The sequence below is a fragment of the Streptomyces sp. NPDC097595 genome (genome assembly GCF_044761525.1).
Taxonomy (GTDB): Bacteria; Actinomycetota; Actinomycetes; order Streptomycetales; family Streptomycetaceae; genus Streptomyces; species Streptomyces drozdowiczii_A.
The window spans coordinates 96,934-115,515 of sequence record NZ_JBIWCN010000004.1 but is presented as its reverse complement, the minus strand read 5'-3'; the positions used below and the strand labels follow the sequence as shown (position 1 = coordinate 115,515).

The 18,582-nt window shown below is 73.2% G+C and carries 11 protein-coding genes; 8 read left to right on the top strand and 3 right to left on the bottom strand.

Features of this window, described 5'->3' with window-relative positions:
• Positions 1-72 precede the first annotated feature (72 nt).
• Positions 73-1,197, top strand: coding sequence for a GuaB3 family IMP dehydrogenase-related protein (locus ACIQZN_RS07605; RefSeq protein WP_018101158.1), 1,125 nt, complete (start codon positions 73-75; stop codon positions 1,195-1,197).
• A 64-nt stretch (positions 1,198-1,261) separates the two neighbouring features.
• Here the strand turns inward: ACIQZN_RS07605 and ACIQZN_RS07600 are convergent, their stop codons facing one another.
• Together ACIQZN_RS07600 and ACIQZN_RS07595 are read right to left on the bottom strand one after the other, a co-directional pair.
• The gene (locus tag ACIQZN_RS07600; protein WP_403989342.1) at positions 1,262-1,819 is read right to left on the bottom strand and encodes a hypothetical protein; all 558 of its coding nucleotides are present in this window, start codon (positions 1,817-1,819) and stop codon (positions 1,262-1,264) included.
• A gap of 122 nt (positions 1,820-1,941) precedes the next feature.
• A complete protein-coding gene (locus ACIQZN_RS07595; protein ID WP_403989340.1) occupies positions 1,942-3,204 on the bottom strand; it encodes a nucleotide sugar dehydrogenase in 1,263 nt (420 codons plus the stop codon).
• Positions 3,205-3,451: 247 nt separating this feature from the next.
• Here ACIQZN_RS07595 and ACIQZN_RS07590 point away from each other — a divergent pair, with 247 nt between their 5' ends.
• From ACIQZN_RS07590 to ACIQZN_RS07560, 7 genes are all read left to right on the top strand, one after another.
• Positions 3,452-5,161, top strand: coding sequence for a glycerol-3-phosphate dehydrogenase/oxidase (locus tag ACIQZN_RS07590; protein WP_403989338.1), 1,710 nt, complete (start codon positions 3,452-3,454; stop codon positions 5,159-5,161).
• A gap of 141 nt (positions 5,162-5,302) precedes the next feature.
• The gene (locus tag ACIQZN_RS07585; protein ID WP_403989336.1) at positions 5,303-7,252 is read left to right on the top strand and encodes a protein kinase; all 1,950 of its coding nucleotides are present in this window, start codon (positions 5,303-5,305) and stop codon (positions 7,250-7,252) included.
• A 199-nt stretch (positions 7,253-7,451) separates the two neighbouring features.
• Positions 7,452-10,247 (top strand): protein kinase, encoded by a 2,796-nt coding sequence (locus tag ACIQZN_RS07580; protein WP_403989334.1) that lies wholly within the window; start codon positions 7,452-7,454, stop codon positions 10,245-10,247.
• Positions 10,248-10,369: 122 nt separating this feature from the next.
• On the top strand, positions 10,370-12,010 hold the full coding sequence (locus ACIQZN_RS07575; RefSeq protein WP_403989332.1) for a serine/threonine-protein kinase: 1,641 nt from the start codon (positions 10,370-10,372) through the stop codon (positions 12,008-12,010).
• Between the two features lie 169 nt (positions 12,011-12,179).
• On the top strand, positions 12,180-13,808 hold the full coding sequence (locus tag ACIQZN_RS07570; RefSeq protein WP_403989330.1) for a succinic semialdehyde dehydrogenase: 1,629 nt from the start codon (positions 12,180-12,182) through the stop codon (positions 13,806-13,808).
• 52 nt (positions 13,809-13,860) lie between these two features.
• On the top strand, positions 13,861-15,687 hold the full coding sequence (locus ACIQZN_RS07565; protein ID WP_403989328.1) for a GMC oxidoreductase: 1,827 nt from the start codon (positions 13,861-13,863) through the stop codon (positions 15,685-15,687).
• Between the two features lie 318 nt (positions 15,688-16,005).
• Entirely contained in the window at positions 16,006-17,688 is a 1,683-nt protein-coding gene (locus tag ACIQZN_RS07560) for a peptidase (RefSeq protein ID WP_403989895.1), read from the top strand.
• A 320-nt stretch (positions 17,689-18,008) separates the two neighbouring features.
• On the opposite strand, the gene ACIQZN_RS07555 is transcribed toward ACIQZN_RS07560, so the two are convergent.
• Entirely contained in the window at positions 18,009-18,299 is a 291-nt protein-coding gene (locus ACIQZN_RS07555; protein WP_403989326.1) for a chorismate mutase, read from the bottom strand.
• Positions 18,300-18,582 lie beyond the last annotated feature (283 nt).

Here is an 18,582-nt window from a genome sequence, read left to right as displayed (position 1 = left end):
TTCCCGGACCGCCCCTCCGGCACGTGTCGGGGATACTGGACAGCGCAGACGCAGAGGGAAAGGCCACACATCGTGACTGAGATCGAGATCGGGCGCGGCAAGCGCGGCCGCCGGGCATACGCATTCGACGACATCGCCGTCGTCCCGAGCCGCCGGACCCGCGACCCGAAGGAGGTCTCGATCGCCTGGCAGATCGACGCCTACCGCTTCGAGCTGCCGTTCCTGGCCGCCCCCATGGACTCCGTGGTGTCCCCGCAGCACGCCATCCGCATCGGCGAGCTCGGCGGCCTCGGCGTCCTCAACCTGGAAGGGCTGTGGACCCGGCACGAGGACCCGCAGCCGCTCCTCGACGAGATCGCGGAGATGCCCGTCGAGACGGCGACCCGCCGGCTCCAGGAGATCTACTCCGCCCCCATCCAGGAGGAGCTGATCGGGCAGCGCATCAAGGAGGTGCGCGACTCCGGCGTCGTCACCGCCGCCGCGCTCTCCCCGCAGCGCACCGCCCAGTTCTCCAAGGCCGTCGTCGACGCGGGCGTCGACATCTTCGTCATCCGCGGTACGACGGTCTCCGCCGAGCACGTCTCGGGCGCGGCCGAGCCGCTGAACCTGAAGCAGTTCATCTACGAGCTGGACGTCCCGGTGATCGTCGGCGGCTGCGCCACGTACACCGCGGCCCTGCACCTGATGCGGACCGGCGCGGCCGGTGTCCTCGTCGGCTTCGGCGGCGGCGCCGCGCACACCACGCGCAACGTGTTCGGCATCCAGGTCCCGATGGCGACCGCCGTCGCCGACGTGGCCGGTGCCCGCCGCGACTACATGGACGAGTCCGGCGGCCGTTACGTGCACGTCATCGCGGACGGCGGCGTCGGCTGGTCCGGCGACCTGCCGAAGGCCATCGCCTGCGGCGCGGACGCCGTGATGATGGGCTCCCCGCTGGCCCGCGCGACGGACGCGCCGGGCCGGGGCCGGCACTGGGGCATGGAGGCCGTCCACGAGGACGTGCCGCGCGGCAAGCTGGTGGACCTGGGCTCGGTCGGGACGACCGAGGAGGTCCTGACCGGCCCCTCGCACACCCCGGACGGCTCGATGAACATCTTCGGCGCGCTGCGCCGTGCGATGGCCACCACGGGCTACAGCGACCTCAAGGAGTTCCAGCGCGTCGAGGTGACGGTGGCGGACTCCCAGCACCGCCGCTGAGTTTCCCCGTACGCATGCCGGAGGGCCCGGACCGCAAGCGCGGTCCGGGCCCTCCGGTGCTTCGTTACGCGGCCTTCTTCGCACCGGCGACGGCGCCGACGGCGCCGAGGGCCAGGAAGAGGTAGTCCTTGAAGCCGGCCCCCTCGCTGTACGCGTCCGTGAGGATGCCGAAGTGGTCGAAGAAGATGCTGGTCGCCGACTCGTGCGCGACGTCGGAGAGGGCGATCGAGACGCCCACGAGCTGACCGATGTACACGGCGCCGATGGAGAGCAGGGCGCTGACGACGGTCACGGCGGGGTTGGCACCGCCGAGCTTGCTCGCCGCGAAGCCCACGAGGAAGCCGACGCCGACCGCGAGATAGCCGATCTGGTAATCGGTGTTGCCGAGGATGAGCCCGTAGACGAGCGCACCGACGACGGCCGCCACCACGCCCGCGCCCAGGCCGAGCGCGATGTTGTTGCGGGCCGGAGGCGCCGGGGTGAAGGGCGCGGGGCCGCCGCCGAACGGGGCGCCGGGCTGCTGGCCGCCGAACGGGGCGCCGGGCTGCTGGCCGGCGAACGGGTTGCCGCCCTGGGGCTGGGCGTCGTAGGGCTGGTTCGGCGGTGGTACGGGCTGGCTCATGCTGGGTTCTCCCCCTGGGGACGTCTACGCACTGCTGTGCGAGGAGTGACGCCGCAGGCTAGCAGCCGGTTCCGACATCGGCCCACCGAAATCCTTGGGGGGACTGGGCTGAGGGCCCGTCATCAGAGCCGGTGGGCGGCTCCGGCGGGGGTCGCGCCACGGGTGTCCAGGAGGAGTTGCGCCTTCACGGCGAGGCCCTGGAGGTCGTACGTGCGGTGGTGCTGGAGCAGCACCGTGAGGTCCGCGTCGGCGGCCGCCTCGTAGAGCGAATCGGCGCGGGGGACGGGGAGTTGGCGGACGCGCCAGTCCAGGACGTGCGGGTCGTGGAAGCCGATCTGGGCGCCCATGTCCATCAGCCGGGTGGCGATCTCGCGGGCGGGCGACGCCTCCTGGTCGGCGAGGTCGGGCTTGTAGGTGACGCCCAGCAGAAGAATCCTGGCGCCGCGCACCGCCTTCCCGTGTTCGTTGAGGAGGGTGGCGCAGCGCTGGATCACGTACTGCGGCATCCGCTCGTTGATCTCCTGCGCCAGCGAGACCATCCGCAGCGGGGGGCCGGGGGTGCGGTGGTGGTACGGGAGATGGCCCGGGTCGACCGGGGCGCCGTGGCCGCCGACGCCGGGGCCCGGGCGGAAGGGCTGGAAGCCGAAGGGCTTGGTCTCGGCGCACCGGATGACGTCCCAGAGGTCGACGCCCAGATCGTGGCAGAGCACCGCCATCTCGTTGACCAGGGCGATGTTGACGTACCGGAAGTTGGTCTCCAGGACCTTCGTCATCTCGGCCTCGCGGGTGCCCCGGGCCCGGACCACCTTGTCGGTGAGCCGGCCGTAGAAGGCGGCGGCCGACTCGGTGCAGGCGGGGGTGAGGCCGCCGATGACCTTGGGGGTGTTGGCGTAGACGTGGGCGCGGTTGCCCGGGTCGAGCCGGCTGGGGGAGTGCGCGAGGTGGAAGTCGCGCCCGCCGCGCAGGCCCGAGCCCTCCTCCAGGATCGGGAGCAGGAAGCCCTCCGTGGTGCCGGGGGGTACGGACGATTCCAGGAGCACGGTGGTGTGCGGGCGCAGCCGGGCGGCCAGGGCGCGGGCCGCGTCGGCGACGGCGCTCAGGTCGAGGGTGCGGTCGGGGCCGAGCGGGGTGGGCGCGCAGATCACGGCGGTGCGGACCCGGCCCAGCTCGGCCTGGTCGGTGGTGGGCCGGAAGCCCAGCGAGAGCATGCGGCGGATGTCGGAGGCCGGCAGCGATCCCTCGACCGGGGCACGGCCGGCCGCGACCTCGGCGAAGGCACGGGGGTCGGTGTCGTAGCCGATCGTCTGGATACCGGCATGGACGGCGGCGTGGGCCAGGGGCAGGCCGAGGTGACCGAGTCCGATGACGGCGAGGTCTGCAGGCACGGGGTGGGCCGTCCTTCCCTTAAGACCAGGAGGCAGAAAGCGCAACCGCTGTGGACAGCGCTATGTCAGGTTAGGCGTAAATATGACCGACATGTCGCATTGCGGGGCCCTTGTCGTCCGGGTGTTGTCCACAGGCGGTGGCTGAAGTCGCGCAGCGCGGACAGAATCGATCTGTGGGCACGGGCACCGAACGCATGGTCGGGGCCGCGATCCGTGTCCGAACACCCCGAGCAACCGGGAGGCAGCGGTGAGGACAGCGACACTGGGACCGGCGGAGCGTGCCGAGGCGCTCGCCGCCATGGCCGAGCGCGAACTGGACGTGCTGGTCGTGGGAGCGGGCGTGGTCGGCGCCGGGACGGCACTGGACGCGGTCACCAGAGGGCTCTCGACCGGACTGGTCGAGGCGCGCGACTGGGCGTCCGGCACGTCGAGCAGGTCGAGCAAGCTGATCCACGGCGGCCTGCGCTATCTGGAGATGCTCGACTTCGCCCTCGTACGGGAGGCACTGAAGGAGCGCGGGCTGCTCCTCGAACGGCTCGCCCCGCACCTGGTGAAGCCGGTGCCCTTCCTCTACCCCTTGCAGCACAAGGGCTGGGAGCGGCTGTACGCCGGTTCCGGCGTCGCGCTCTACGACGCGATGTCGGTCTCCTCCGGGCACGGCCGGGGCCTGCCCACGCACCGCCACCTCTCCCGCCGCCGGGCCCTGCGCGTCGCCCCGGCCCTGAAGCGGGACGCCCTGGTGGGGGCCCTGCAGTACTACGACGCCCAGATGGACGACGCCCGCTATGTCGCCACCCTGGTGCGCACCGCGTCCGCGTACGGCGCGCAGGTGGCGAACCGGGCGCGGGTGACCGGCTTCCTCCGGGAGGGCGAACGCGTCGTCGGCGCCCGTGTGGAGGACGTCGAGGCGGGCGGTGAGTACGAGGTCAGGGCCAAACAGGTGGTCAACGCGACCGGGGTCTGGACGGACGACACCCAGTCGCTGATCGGCGAGCGCGGCCAGTTCCACGTACGGGCGTCCAAGGGCATCCACCTGGTCGTCCCCAAGGACCGCATCCACTCCTCGACCGGCCTGATCCTGCGCACCGAGAAGTCCGTGCTCTTCGTCATCCCCTGGGGCCGGCACTGGATCGTCGGCACCACGGACACCGACTGGGACCTGGACAAGGCGCACCCGGCCGCCTCCAGCGCCGACATCGACTACCTGCTCGAACATGTCAACGCGGTCCTGTCGACGCCCCTGACCAGGGACGACGTCGAGGGCGTGTACGCGGGCCTGCGGCCCCTGCTGGCCGGTGAGTCGGACGCCACCAGCAAGCTGTCGCGCGAGCACACCGTGGCCCATCCGGTGCCGGGCCTCGTCGTCGTCGCGGGCGGCAAGTACACGACGTACCGGGTGATGGCGAAGGACGCCGTGGACGAGGCGGTGCACGCGCTCGACCAGCGGGTCGCCGACTGCGTCACCGAGGACATCCCGCTCCTGGGCGCCGAGGGCTACCGCGCCCTGTGGAACGCGCGCGCCAGGATCGCCGCCCGCACCGGCCTCCATGTCGCCCGGGTGGAGCATCTGCTCAACCGGTACGGCTCGATGACCGAGGAGCTCCTGGAGCTGATCGTCGCCGACCCCGAGCTGGGCGATCCGCTGCCGGCCGCCGACGACTATCTGAAGGCCGAGATCGTGTACGCCGCCTCGCACGAGGGCGCGCGTCACCTGGACGACGTACTGACCCGGCGCACCCGGATCTCCATCGAGACCTTCGACCGGGGCACCCGCTCCGCCCGGCTCTGCGCCGAGCTGATGGCGCCGGTCCTCGGCTGGGACGCGGGCAGGATCGACCGGGAGACCGAGCACTACGAGAAGCGGGTGGAGGCGGAACGCGAATCGCAGCGCCAGCCGGACGACCTGACGGCGGACGCGGCGAGGCTGGGAGCACCGGACATCGTGCCGCTGCTGTGACCCCATGTCCCCTCGGCGGGCCCCTCATGAGCGAGCCGGAAGCGGTACCGGGACCCGGCATCAGGACCCGGCACCCGGACCGGTCCCGGGGTGAGGGACAATGAACGCTCTGCCAGGGCGGGTTGATCGCAGAGGGGACGCATGTCGGAGGCGGAGCAGGCACGGGAGCCCCAAGGGGACACGGACGGACGTCTCCTGGCGGGGCGGTACCGGCTGGGGGAGGTGCTCGGCCGGGGCGGTATGGGCACGGTCTGGCGTGCCGTTGACGAGACCCTGGGCCGCACGGTCGCGGTCAAGGAACTGCGGTTCCCGTCGGCTATCGAGGAGGACGAGAAGCGCCGCCTCATCACGCGCACGCTGCGCGAGGCCAAGGCGATCGCGCGCATCCGCAACAACGGCGCGGTCACGGTCTACGACGTCGTGGACGAGGACGACCGGCCGTGGATCGTCATGGAGCTCATCGAGGGCAAGTCGCTGGCCGAAGCGGTCCGCGAGGACGGCGTCCTGACGCCGAAACGGGCCGCCGAGATCGGCCTCGCCCTCCTCGACGTGCTGCGCTCCGCGCACCGCGAGGGCATCCTGCACCGCGACGTGAAGCCGTCCAACGTGCTGATCGCCGAGGACGGCCGGGTCGTGCTCACCGACTTCGGGATCGCCCAGGTCGAGGGCGACCCCTCGGTCACCTCCACCGGCATGCTCGTCGGCGCCCCCTCCTACATCTCGCCGGAGCGGGCGCGCGGCCACAAGCCCGGACCGCCCGCCGACCTCTGGTCGCTCGGCGGCCTGCTCTACGCGAGCGTCGAGGGCTCCCCGCCGTACGACAAGGGCTCCGCCATCGCGACCCTGACCGCCGTGATGACCGAGCCGCTGGACCCGCCGAAGAACGCGGGCCCGCTGGAGGAGGTCATCTACGGTCTGCTCACCCGGGACCCCGACCAGCGGCTGGACGACGCGGGGGCGCGCGCCCTCCTCAACGACGTCATCAGCTCCTTCGAGCAGCCGGAGCGCCCCGTCCCGGCCCCCGCCGACGCCACCCAGGTGATGGCGCTGCCCAAGGGCGTCGCCGACGCCAAGCCCGCCTCCGGTGACGCGGGCGAGGGCACCCGGGACCGGCTGCGCGGCGCGCTGCGCTCCGTGCGCAACGCCCGGACCACGCCCGCCGCCGGTGCGGCCGCCGCCCCCGTCACCGCACCGCCCGTCCCGGCCCGGCCGACCCCCGCGCCCGGCGCCGCGTCCCCCTCCGGGGCGGTGCCGCCGCAGCGCCCGGCCTCCTCGCCGGTCACCGCGCCCCGGGCGTCCCTCACGGACGTGGTCCCGCGCCGCACCCTCGCGATCATCGCGGCGGTCATCGTGCTCGCGGTCCTGGGCACCGTGCTGGCGCTCACCCTCGGCGGCGGCGACGACAAGCCCGACGACTCCGGGAAGAAGAGCACCGGCGCCTCCGCCCCCGCCGGGGCGCCGAGCCCCGACGCCTCGGCCGGCTCCTCCGACGCCGCACAGGGCGACAGCGGCAAGGAGCAGGACGGCGGCGAGGACAAGGGTCAGGACCAGGGCAAGGGCAAGGGCCAGGACGACGACGCGGCCGGTGAGCAGGGCGAGGACGGGAAGAAGGACGGCAAGGCCGAGGACGCCGTGCCCGCCGGCTACCACACGGTGACCAACAAGCGGTTCCACTTCTCCATCGCGATGCCCGAGGACTTCCGCTTCGACACCACCTCCGGCCAGGGCGCCGGCGCGATCTACAACGCGGGCGGCGGCTTCCCCCGCCTCCAGGTCGACTACACCTCCTCACCCGGCAACGACGCCGCGGCGTCCTGGAACTCCGCCCGGGGCGGAACGGCCGCCTCCAGTACGAACTACCACCACCTGGGCATCAAGAAGGTGGAGTACAACGGCTACCCCACCGTCGCCGACTGGCAGTTCGAGCGTACGCAGCAGGGGCAGCGGGTACGCGTGCTCAACCGGGGCTTCAAGGCCGACAGCGACCACGGTTACGCGATCATGATCAGCTGCAAGGCTGACGAGTGGGACGGCAAGGAGTGCCGGGAGCTGCGGAAGGCGGCGTTCGGCTCGTTCAAGCCGGTCGACTGAGCCGGGCGGCGGCGGGATCCGGCGCGGCGGCGCGGCTGGTTGGGCCGACCTGCCGCGTGGCCGCCGCATGCCACGTATGGTGAGAGTCCGGAGACCGTACGCAGCCGGAACGCGCAGTCAATTGCACCGCAAGCGACTGTGATCGACCGATTCGGCGCGGTTTCCGTGGCCGGGGGACAGCGCGCTCTGGGGAGGCGTCGTGGACGACTACGCGGGTCGGGTGCTCGCCGACCGCTACCGCCTTCCGCTGCCTCCGTCCGACGCGTACGAACTCGTGGAGACGCGGGCCTTCGACACCTACAGCGGGCAGGAGGTCCTGGTCCGTCAGGTGCCGCTGCCCGAGGTCGTGGACGCGGAGTTCGTGGCGGGCGACGGGCGCACGTCCGCCGCGCCGCGCACCACCCGGCGGCCCGCCGACCCGGCCGTCCGGCGCGCCATCGAGGCCGCCCAGGCGGCGGCCCAGGTGCCCGACCATCCGCGCCTGGACCAGGTCTTCGACGTGTTCGCGGAGGAGGGCTCGCTCTGGATAGTGAGCGAACTCGTCGCCTCCCGCCCGCTCGCCGCGCTCCTCGCCGAACGCCCGCTGAATCCTTACCGGGCCGCCGAGATCGGCTCCGACGTGCTGACCGCGCTGCGTGTGCTGCACGCGCACGGCTGGACCCACCGCAACGTCACCGTGCGCACGGTGCTCGTCTGCGACGACGGGCGCGTCGTGCTGACCGGCCTCGCGGCCGGGGCGGCCGAGGAGGCGCTGTGCGGCTACAGCCCGGTGCCGCGCCCCGACGACGAGGAGCCGGACGAGGACGGATTCGGCGGGCCCGCCGTCGAGACCGGCCCCACCGGCCCGTATGTGCCGCCCGCCGGCCTGCTGCCCGCCTCCCGGGGCCCGGCGGCGATAGAGCCGCCCGCCGGCCCGTACGGCTCCGAGGAGGACACCGCCGAGGGCACCGCCGAACGCCCCGCTGAGGGCCCCGCGACCCGGCCGGTGCCGCCCGCCGGGCTGCCCGTGCCCGCCGCCGGGGCGGACAGCGCGGCGCGCGCCCGAGCCGGCGCCATCGCCGCGTACCGCGCGGGCACCCGCGCCGCCGCCCGCCGGGAGGCACCCCCGGACCGGGACGCGTGGACGCGGGACACCGCGCCGTCGGGCCCCGGCGCGCCGGGCCGCCCCCGGGACGAGGACGCCGAGCCCTGGAACGCCCTGCCGCCCGCGCGCGACGAGAGCCACGACGGTTACGAGGGCTACGAGGGCTACGACGCCTATGGCGACGGCCCGGACGAGCCGCGCCCCGGCACTCCGCCGCGCCCCCGCCCCGAGCTGCCGCAGCTGCCCGGCGGCTGGGTGCGCGACCCGGACGCGCCGGGGCCGTACGACCCCTACGACGACGAGGACGACGAGGACGAGGACGACGGACCGCCGCCCCGCCGCCTCCACCTCACCGGCACCTGGGACGACGGGCCGACCGCCGGGCGCCCCGTGCCCGCGGGCGGCTCCCGCGAGGACGCGCTCCGCGCCGACGCCGCGCGCCGGGGCACGCCGCCGGGTGCCCGCGCCGAACTGCCGCCGTCCAGCCGGGAGGCGTACGGCCACGGGGCCTCGGGCCGCGACGCCCCTGCCGGCCGCTGGGACGACGAGGACGCCGAGGACACCGGCGCGGCCGGGTACCGGGGCCCCGCCACCGCGCTCGCCGCCGAGCGGGCGCGGCAGGCGCGGATCGCCGTCGTCGGCGCGGTCACCGAGCGGTGGGCGCCCGAGCAGGCCGGGCCCGTCCACGGCAACTGGCAGCTGGCGCCGCCCATCGGCCCCGCCACCGACCTGTGGGCCCTCGGCGCACTGCTCTTCCGCGCCGTCCAGGGGCACGCGCCCTACCCCGAGGACAGCGCGGCCGAGCTGGTCCAGATGGTGTGCGGCGAACCGCCCGCCTTCGCCGAGGAGTGCGGGCCGCTGCGCCCGGTCGTGGAGTCGCTGCTGCGGCAGGACCCCACCGAGCGCCCCGACGTGGAGGAGCTGAGCGGCTGGCTGCGCTCCCTCGTACGGTCGGCGCCGGAGCCGGAGGCCGGGTTCGACGTCGTGCCGCTGCCCGCCGAGGACGCCACCCGGCTCCCCGTCGTCCGCAGGCGGGGCGAGCTCGTCCGCAAGCGGCGCCCCCGGCGCGGCGGAGGGACGCACGCGCGCGGCCGCCGGCCCCGCGAGGCCGTGGACCGCACCGCCGTCACCCACCGCGAGCCCCGCCTGAAGCCGCCGCGCGAGCCCCGTGCGCCACGGGAACCCCGCGCGCTGCGGGACGGCGACCAGCCGCGCCGGCTCGGCCGCACCCTGCTCGTCCTCATCATCCTGGCGCTCGTCGCGGCGATCGCGTACGCGGTGCTGTTCATGCCCAAGTCCGGCGAGGAGGACGGCAAGGGGACCGGCGCGGCCCCCTCCCGTACCGCCTCCGCGCCATCCGCTGCCACGACGCCCGCGCCCGCTCCCAGCGCGTCCGGGAAGCCGCCCGCCTCCTCCGGGGCGCAGAAGCCGCAGACCAGCCGGTCCGCCGCCGCGCTCGCGCCCGGGTACACGCTGCGCAAGGACGCCGAGGGCTTCGAGGTCGGGCTGCCCAAGGGCTGGCAGCGCAGCCCCGCCAACGCGGAGCGTCAGATCCGCTACGGCAGCGACGGGTTCAGCGTGCTCATCGTCCCCGGCCGCGACACCGCGAAGGCCAACGGCAGTGATCCGCTGGACTACCAGCGGGACAAGGAGCCGGAGCTGAAGCCGTTCCGGGACTCCAGCTGGTCGTCGGCGAGCGGCCTGCGGCGTACGGACGTCGGCCGACAGGCCATGGCGGAGGGCCAGTTCACCTGGCAGGACAGCAACGGCCGCGAGGTGTACGTCCGCAACCTCGTCATGCTCGTCGGTGGGCGGTACCACATCCTCCAGGTCATCGGCCCCGAGGACGAGCGCGACCGGATCACCGAGATCTACCAACAGGCCAGCGTCTCCTACCGCGTGACGGGCTGACGGACTGACTGGCTGACGGGCGGAATCTGCATCACAGTGCGGTCTCGTGGGCGATGCGAGGTTCCGTGGCCGCACGTCCCCTCCGTAACCTGTCATCCGAAGCAACGGGGGCGGGGACACAGGTGGATCGATCACAGGGCACGGAAGCGGGGCTGTTGCTGGCCGGGAGGTACCGGCTGGGCGACGTCCTCGGACGCGGCGGCATGGGCAAGGTGTGGCGCGCCCACGACGAGGTGCTGCACCGCACGGTGGCCGTCAAGGAGCTGACCGCCGGTCTGTACGTGGCCGAGTCGGACCGGATCGTGCTGCACCAGCGGACCCAGAAGGAGGCCCGCGCGGCCGCCCGGATCACCCACCCCGGCGTCGTCACCGTCCATGACGTGGTCGAGTACGACAACCGGCCGTGGATCGTCATGCAGTACGTGGACGGGCCGTCGCTCGCCGACCGGGCGAAGGAGTCCGGCGGCGAGATAGAGGCCCGCGAGGCCGCCCGCATAGGGCTGCACGTGCTGGGCGCGCTGCGCGCCGCGCACGGGGCCGGGGTGCTGCACCGGGACGTGAAGCCGGGCAACGTGCTGCTCGCCCGGGACGGCCGGGTTCTGCTCACCGACTTCGGGATCGCCGCGATCGAGGGCGACTCCACCATCACCAGGACCGGTGAACTCGTCGGCTCCATCGACTATCTGGCGCCCGAGCGGGTACGCGGCGGCGACCCCGGCCCCGCCTCCGACCTCTGGTCCCTGGGCGCCACGCTCTACACGGCCGTCGAGGGGCGCTCGCCGTTCCGCCGGACGTCCCCCATATCGACCATGCAGGCCGTCGTCACCGAGGAGCCGCCGCCGCCCGCCCGGGCCGGGGCGCTCGCCCCCGTCATCACGGCGCTGCTGCGCAAGGAGCCGGACGAGCGTCCGTCGGCGGAGGAGACCGAGCGGATGCTCCTGGAGGCCATGGAGGGCCGCGCGCCGAGGAGCGCCCAGGCGTTCGTCCCGACGCAGCAGGTCTCCGAGGAGATGCTGCGCGGGGGCACCGCCGTGCTGCCCCGGCCCGGCCCCGCCGTGGCGCCCGCGCCCGTGCCGCCCGCCCAGCCCGCCCGCCGCAGCCGCTGGCGTACGAGGGTCCTGGTCATCGTCCTGGCCGCGGTGCTCGGCGGCGGCGCGGGGATCGCCGCGATGCTGTACGCGCACCGCGGGGAGGCGGCCGGGACCGGGGACGGCGGCACGGCCTCGCACGGCACCCGCACCCCGGGGCCGGTCACGCCGAAGCCGAAGCCGAAACCCACGCCGAGCTCCTCGGACACCGTCACGCAGGACGTGCCGGACGGCTGGCGGCGCGTCGTGGACCCGTCCGGGTTCAGCGTCCTCCTGCCGGTGGGCTGGGAGCGCAAGGTCACCGACAACAACATCGACTACAGCCCCGACGGCGGCGTGCACTACTTCCGGGTCAGCTCCGACCCGGCCCCCGACTTCGAGAACTCCTACGACCACATGGTGGGGCTGGAGAAGTCGCTCAGCACCCGGCTGCCGGAGTACCGGCAGATCGAGCTGAACACCAACGTGTACCGCGACCACCGTGGATCCATCTGGGAGTTCACCTGGACCGAGAAGGACGGCGAGGCGCGGCACGCGATCGACCAGATGTACTTCGAGAAGGACGGCGGCCCGGAGTACGCGCTGTACATGACGGGCCCGGCGGACGACTGGGACGAGACCCGCGACCGCTTCAACGCGATCCTCCGCAGCTGGCGCCCCCCGGCCGAGCAGTAGACCCGGGCCGAGCAAGGGACCCGCGCCGAGCGATAGCCCCTGATCAGGGCTTATGCCGCCAGTGATCACTGGCTGGGTCGGCGGGGGTGTGGCGGGACTCCGGGAGAGTCGGTGAAAAGGTGTTACCCACGGGTACCCAAAGCCTCCCCGCCGACGTACTCTCGCCCTCATGACGGACTCGCAGGCCCCCACGTCCCCCGCCGCCGCCACGGCCGGCACCAACCCCGTGGCCGCCGCCCCCGCGGGCGTGCGCACGGCCGCCGATGTCGCGACGCCCGAGGTGATCGCCCGTCTGACGCGCGGCGTCACCGGCTCCGGCCGCACCGCCAACCACACGCCGTTCACCGGCGAGAAGCTGGCCGACCTGCCGGAGTCCACCCCGGAGGACGTGGCCGACGCCTTCGCGCGGGCCCGCGCCGCCCAGCCCGCCTGGGCCGCCCTGCCGGTCCGGGCCAGGGCCGCGGTGCTCCTGCGCTTCCACGACCTCGTCATGAGCCGCCAGTCCGAGGTCCTCGACCTCATCCAGCTGGAGACCGGCAAGGCCCGGCTGCACGCCCACGAGGAGGTCCAGGCGGTCGCCGTCGCCGCCCGGCACTACGGCCGCAAGGCGTCCGCGTACCTGAAGCCGAAGCGGCACACCGGGGTCGTGCCGACGCTCACCAAGGTCACCGAGCTCCGTCAGCCGCGCGGGGTCGTCGGCCAGATCGCCCCCTGGAACTACCCGCTGGAGCTGTCCGTCGGCGACGCGCTGCCCGCCTTCGTCTCCGGCAACGCCGTGGTGATGAAGCCCGACACCGAGACCGCGCTCACCGCCCTGTGGGCGCGTGACCTGCTGATCGAGGCGGGGCTCCCGGCCGAGGTCTTCCAGGTCGTCCTGGGCGACGGACCGGTCGTCGGCCCGGAGGTCGTCAAGCACGCCGACTACGTCTCGTTCACCGGCTCCACCCGCACCGGCCGCGAGGTGGCCCAGGGCGCGGCGGCCCGGCTCGTGGGCGTCTCCCTGGAGCTCGGCGGCAAGAACGCCATGCTGGTCCTGGCCGACGCCGACGTGGAGAAGGCCGCCGCCGGCGCCGTCCGCGCCTGCTTCTCCTCGGCCGGTCAGCTCTGCATCTCCATCGAGCGGCTGTACGTCCACGAGTCGGTGGCCGACGACTTCGTGGAGCGGTTCGCGGCCCGCACGAAGGCGATGCGGCTCGGCAGCGCCCTCGCGTACGGCGCCGACATGGGCTCGCTGGTCGGCGAACGGCAGCTGGAGACCGTCGGCCGGCATGTCGCCGAGGCCGTCGAGAAGGGCGCCAAGCTGGTCGCCGGCGGGGTCGCCCGCCCGGACATCGGCCCGCTCTTCTACGAGCCGACGATCCTGGACGGCGTCGAGGCGCCCATGGCCGTCTGCACCGAGGAGACCTTCGGCCCGGTCGTCTCGATCTACCGCTTCCGCGACGAGGACGAGGTCGTGGAGCTGGCCAACGCCACCCCGTACGGCCTCAATTCGAGCGTCTGGACCAAGGACGGCCGGCGCGGCCACCGGATCGCCGCCCGGCTGCGCACCGGCACCGTCAACATCAACGAGGGGTACGCCCCCGCGTACGGCAGCGTGCAGTCCCCGATGGGCGGCATGAAGGACTCCGGTCTCGGCCGGCGCCACGGCTCCGAGGGCATCCTCAAATACACCGAGGCCCAGACCGTCGCCCAGCAGCGGCTGATCCCGCTCGCCCCGTCCTTCGGGATGGACGACGAGAAGTACGCCGCGTTCATGACCCGCAGCCTGAAGGCGATGAAGGCGTTCCGCCTGCGCTGACTCCCCCGCGCGCCCCCGCACCACTTCTGTCCTTTTCGTACCGAGGAGTGCTATGTCCCAGGACAGCCCTGCCCAGAATCAGGACCGGCCGGCCGGTGCGGCCGACGACGACGCCGCGTACGACTACGACGTGATCGTCGTCGGGTCCGGCTTCGGCGGTGCGGTCTCGGCGCTGCGGCTGACCGAGAAGGGGTACCGGGTCGGCGTCCTGGAGGCGGGGCGCCGCTTCACCCCGGGCACCCTGCCCAAGAACTCCTGGGACCTCAAGAATTACCTCTGGGCGCCCGCCCTCGGCCTCTTCGGCATCCAGCGCGTGCACCTGCTCGGCAAGGTGATGGTGCTGGCGGGTGCCGGGGTGGGCGGCGGCTCGCTGAACTACGCCAACACGCTGTACGTGCCGCCCGCCCCGTTCTTCGAGGACCGGCAGTGGGCGCACATCACGGACTGGCAGGACGAGCTGAAGCCGTATTACGACCAGGCCAAGCGGATGCTCGGGGTCCGGCTCAACCCCACGACGACCCCCTCCGACGTCCACCTCAAGGCGACCGCCGAGGCCATGGGCGTCGGCGACACCTTCCACCTCGCCCCGGTCGGCGTCTTCTTCGGCGACGGGGAGGACGCGGACGGCACCGCGCGCGCGAAGCCCGGCGGCACGGTCCCGGACCCGTACTTCGGCGGGGCGGGCCCGGCGCGCAAGGCCTGCACCGAGTGCGGCGAGTGCATGACCGGCTGCCGGCACGGCGCCAAGAACACCCTCAACGAGAACTACCTCCACCTCGCCGAGAAGGCCGGAGCGGTCATCCACCCCATGACCTCCGTCGTCGGTGTCACCGAGCACCCCGAGGGCGGCTACCGCGTCGCCACCGTGCCCACCGACCGGCGGAAGAAGGCGAAGCCCACGGCCCTGCGCGCCCGCAAGGTGGTCGTCGCCGCGGGCACGTACGGCACCCAGACCCTGCTGCACACCATGAAGGACAAGGGGCTGCTGCCCCGGCTCTCCGCGAGGCTCGGCGAGCTGACCCGTACCAACTCCGAGGGGCTGGTCGGCGCCCAGACCTCCGACCGGCGCTACCGCAAGAAGCACGGTACGAAGCCCGACTTCACCAAGGGCGTCGCCATCACCTCGTCCATCCACCCCGACGCCAACACCCACATCGAGCCCGTTCGCTACGGCAAGGGCTCCAACGCCATGGGCGGCATGACCATCGTCCAGGTCCCGTACAGCGCCCACCGGGTCCGCGCCTGGCTCGGCAACCTGGTCAAGCACCCCACGATCGCCGCCCGCTCGCTCTCCAACCGGCGCTGGTCGGAGCGCGTCATCATCGGGCTCGTCATGCAGTCGCTCGACAACTCCCTGACCGCCTACCGCAAGCCGAGCGGCATCGGCAAGGGCCTGCTCACCGCCCGCCAGGGCCACGGCGCGCCCAACCCCACGCAGATCGCCGAGGCGACGCAGAGCGCGACCCTGCTCGCCGAGGAGATCAACGGCTTCGCCGGGTCCAACATCGGCGAGCTGATGGGCACCCCGCTCACCGCCCACTTCCTCGGCGGCTGCCCGATCGGCGCCACCGCGGACGAGGGCGTCATCGACCCGTACCACCGGCTGTTCGGGCACCCGGGCATCTCCGTGGTCGACGGTTCCGCGGTCTCCGCGAACCTCGGGGTCAACCCGTCGCTGACGATCACCGCCCAGGCCGAGCGCGCCATGTCGTTCTGGCCGAACAAGGGCGAGCCGGACCGGCGCCCGGCGCAGGGCGAGGCGTACGAGCGGCTGGCGGCGGTGGAGCCGCAGGCTCCGGCGGTCCCGAAGGAGGCGTTCGGCGCGCTCAGGCTGCCGTTCCTGGGGATTCCGGCGGTGCCGCCGAAGGAGAAGGCGTAACGGTCCGGGGGCAGCAGAAGGGGCTGCACCCCCCTCCCAGTGCAGCCCCTCACGCTGTAACCGGTCCGTCGTTCAACAAACGACAACCGGTGTTCCGCATGCATGACCTGCCGGACCCCCGGATGGTTGTCCCCGTACTGATGAAATCCTTATGTGAGGTGGATCACTCCGCTTGCCGTGCCCGATCCGTGATCTGCTCTCGGGCAACTTTTCCCGGTCGCCCCCGGTCGTACCCGCTGTCGCCGCCCCAGCGGTCACACAGCTCCCGACGACCCCGAAGGCCCCGAGATGAGAAGCACGATTCCGTTCCGCCGTGCGATGGGCATCGTCGCCTCGGCCGGTCTGCTGGCGGGCGGGCTGCTCACGCTGAGCAGCCCGGCTCAGGCGGCCGGCCCCGAGTTCACGATCGGCGGCCCCGCCGAGACCGCCCTGCACCCGTATCCGGCCACGGGCTCCCCGCTGGAGTCGAGCCTCGACATCACGGTGACCAACCCGTCGGAGGACGAGGAGAACGGGGACTTCGCGGAGGAGTACACCGTCCGCTTCGACTTCGGGAAGCTGGCGGGCGTCGCGGACGTGTCCTTCGACAAGGAGGGCAGCCCGGACTGCGAGCGGACCGGGACCACCGCCGTCTGCCACGACTACGGGATCCGGCCCGGCCTGAGCACCCTCGCCGCACTCCAGGTCAGCGCCGCCCAGGGCAGCGAGGACGGCGACTCCGGCACCATCGAGGTCACCGCCGAGGCGGAGGGCGCCACCTTCCGCCCGTTCACCGCGCACGTGTCGATCGGCGGGCCCGACCTGTCGATGAAGCCGCTGCCGCTGAAGACCGAGCTGGGGCCCGGCGACAGCCAGCCGGTCCCGGTCACCTTCACCAACAACGGCACCCGCGCCGCCCAGGGCGTCCTGCTCACCCTGCGCAACACCCGCGGCCTGGAATTCACCGAGCGCTACCAGAACTGCGAGTACAGCGAGGAGGACCTGGGCATGGGCCCCGGCACCTGGTCCACCGCGCTCTGCACCTTCCCGGGCAGCTTCGAGCCCGGCGCCACGTACACCCTGGAAGTGCCGCCCACCCTGCGGGCCACGGAGCACGCCTTCTACGACACCTTCCTCTACCGGATCGAGGAGGACGGCACCGACGCCCGTACGGCGCTGCGCTCCGGCGCCCGCTTCAGCCCCGGCAAGGGCGCGAGGCTGGCCCTGCGCGAGGCCCCGGCCGTCCGCTCGGCCGACCTGGACCCGACGGACAACCAGCAGGAAGCCGACTTCCGGACCACCAACTCCGCCGACTTCGCGGCCTACGGCGACCGGGCCGCGGGCAAGCCGGGCGACACCGTGGACGTGACCCTGGGCTTCCGTAACAAGGGCCCCGCCTGGATCGGGTACATCCGCTCCGGCGAACCCGTCGCCACCGTCGACTTCACCGTGCCCCCCGGCAGCTACGTCGTCTCCAAGCCGGACATCTGCCGGGGCGTGACGGCGGCCGGCGAGTACCGCGAGAACCAGGAGAAGGCCCCGCGCTACTTCTGCTCCACGCCCATGTCCGTCCTGGAGGACGCCGACTTCGCCCTGCCCTTCCGCCTGAAGCTCGTCTCGGCGGACCCCGGCAGCAACGGCGCGGTCGTCGTCCGCAACACCCACCTCCAGGCGCCCGCGCTGCCCTTCGACCCGAAGCCCGCCAACAACAGGGCGTGGGTGGAGCTCAACGACGAGGACTCGGACGCCACGACGGGCGGCTCCGACGACGGCGGCTCGACGGCCACCGGCGGCTCGTCCTCGTCGGGCACGAGCGGCACGAGCGGCACGAGCGGCACGGGCGGTGCGAACGGGAGCTCCGGCGGCTCCGGCAGCACCGGCACCTCCGGCACCTCCGGCTCCGGTGACGGCTCGCTCGCCGCCACCGGCACCGTCGCGCTCGCCGCGTCCGGTGCGGCCCTCGTCGCGCTGCTCGCGGGCGGCGTCCTGTTCACCGTGTCCAGGCGGCGCCCGACGCGCTGACCTCGTACAAGGAGAAATCCCGTACAAGGAGAAACGGCCGGCCCCGGGCGTCCCCGGAGCCGGCCGTTTCCCTGGAGAGACCTGGCGGTCCCTCCGAGTGACCGGGCTGCTGTCCCCTGCCGACCGGTCACGCACGCCGGTGCGCGGTCCCACGGCGTACACGCGGTACGCCACGCACTCCGGCGGAGCCATGTGTGGTTCCCCTGAAGATCCGCCCCTGGCCGAGACGGACACCGGGACCAACGAACCCGCGCGGGACCCGGTCACGCGCCGTACGGGTGAGACTCCGCCCGAACTGGGATACGGCGGGGGAGCGCCGCTCAGACCCGGCCCCGGCACAGCTCCAGGAGCGTCATCGCGAGCGGGGTGCCCGGCTTGCCCAGCGCCTCGCGGAAACGGACCAGGATCTCCGTCTCGCGGGACAGGTTGACCCGGCGGCCGCCCGACGTCATCCGGGCCTCCTGGATCACCGCCGAGACCGCCATCCGTTCCTGGACGAGCCCGATGATCCGGTCGTCCAGGGAATCGATACGGGTGCGGGCGTCGCCGATCAGGGACGCGGCCTCGTCGGTGCGGGCGCCGGTGGTCTCGGTGCTGGTGGTGCTGCTCATGACGGTCTCCCGGTGGGATGCGGCACCCCCGGTCCTGACGGGCCCGGAACGCAGAACGCCCCGGGCCTGTCGGCCCGGGGCGCCTGGAACGTTGCTTGTCAGTTGCTCAAGCAGCACGACCATGGCAGCCGGCGGGCCGGATGCCATAGGTAAAGACGAAGGTCGTGTGCTGACGCATGGGGACAGTATGGCCCCCTCGCCCCGGCGGGCCCGTACCCGGCCCGGATCGTGAGACGGCGCACACCCGGGGCGGCGGCCCCGGACCGGGGCAGGCCACTTCCGG

Bases quoted from the DNA above. Each gene is read 5' to 3' on its own strand.
- ACIQZN_RS07600 (WP_403989342.1), bottom strand. From the start codon at position 1,819: ATGAGCCAGCCCGTACCACCGCCGAACCAGCCCTACGACGCCCAGCCC.
- ACIQZN_RS07585 (WP_403989336.1), top strand. From the start codon at position 5,303: ATGTCGGAGGCGGAGCAGGCACGGGAGCCCCAAGGGGACACGGACGGA.
- ACIQZN_RS07570 (WP_403989330.1), top strand. From the start codon at position 12,180: ATGACGGACTCGCAGGCCCCCACGTCCCCCGCCGCCGCCACGGCCGGC.
- ACIQZN_RS07565 (WP_403989328.1), top strand. From the start codon at position 13,861: ATGTCCCAGGACAGCCCTGCCCAGAATCAGGACCGGCCGGCCGGTGCG.
- ACIQZN_RS07560 (WP_403989895.1), top strand. From the start codon at position 16,006: ATGGGCATCGTCGCCTCGGCCGGTCTGCTGGCGGGCGGGCTGCTCACG.
- ACIQZN_RS07555 (WP_403989326.1), bottom strand. From the start codon at position 18,299: ATGAGCAGCACCACCAGCACCGAGACCACCGGCGCCCGCACCGACGAG.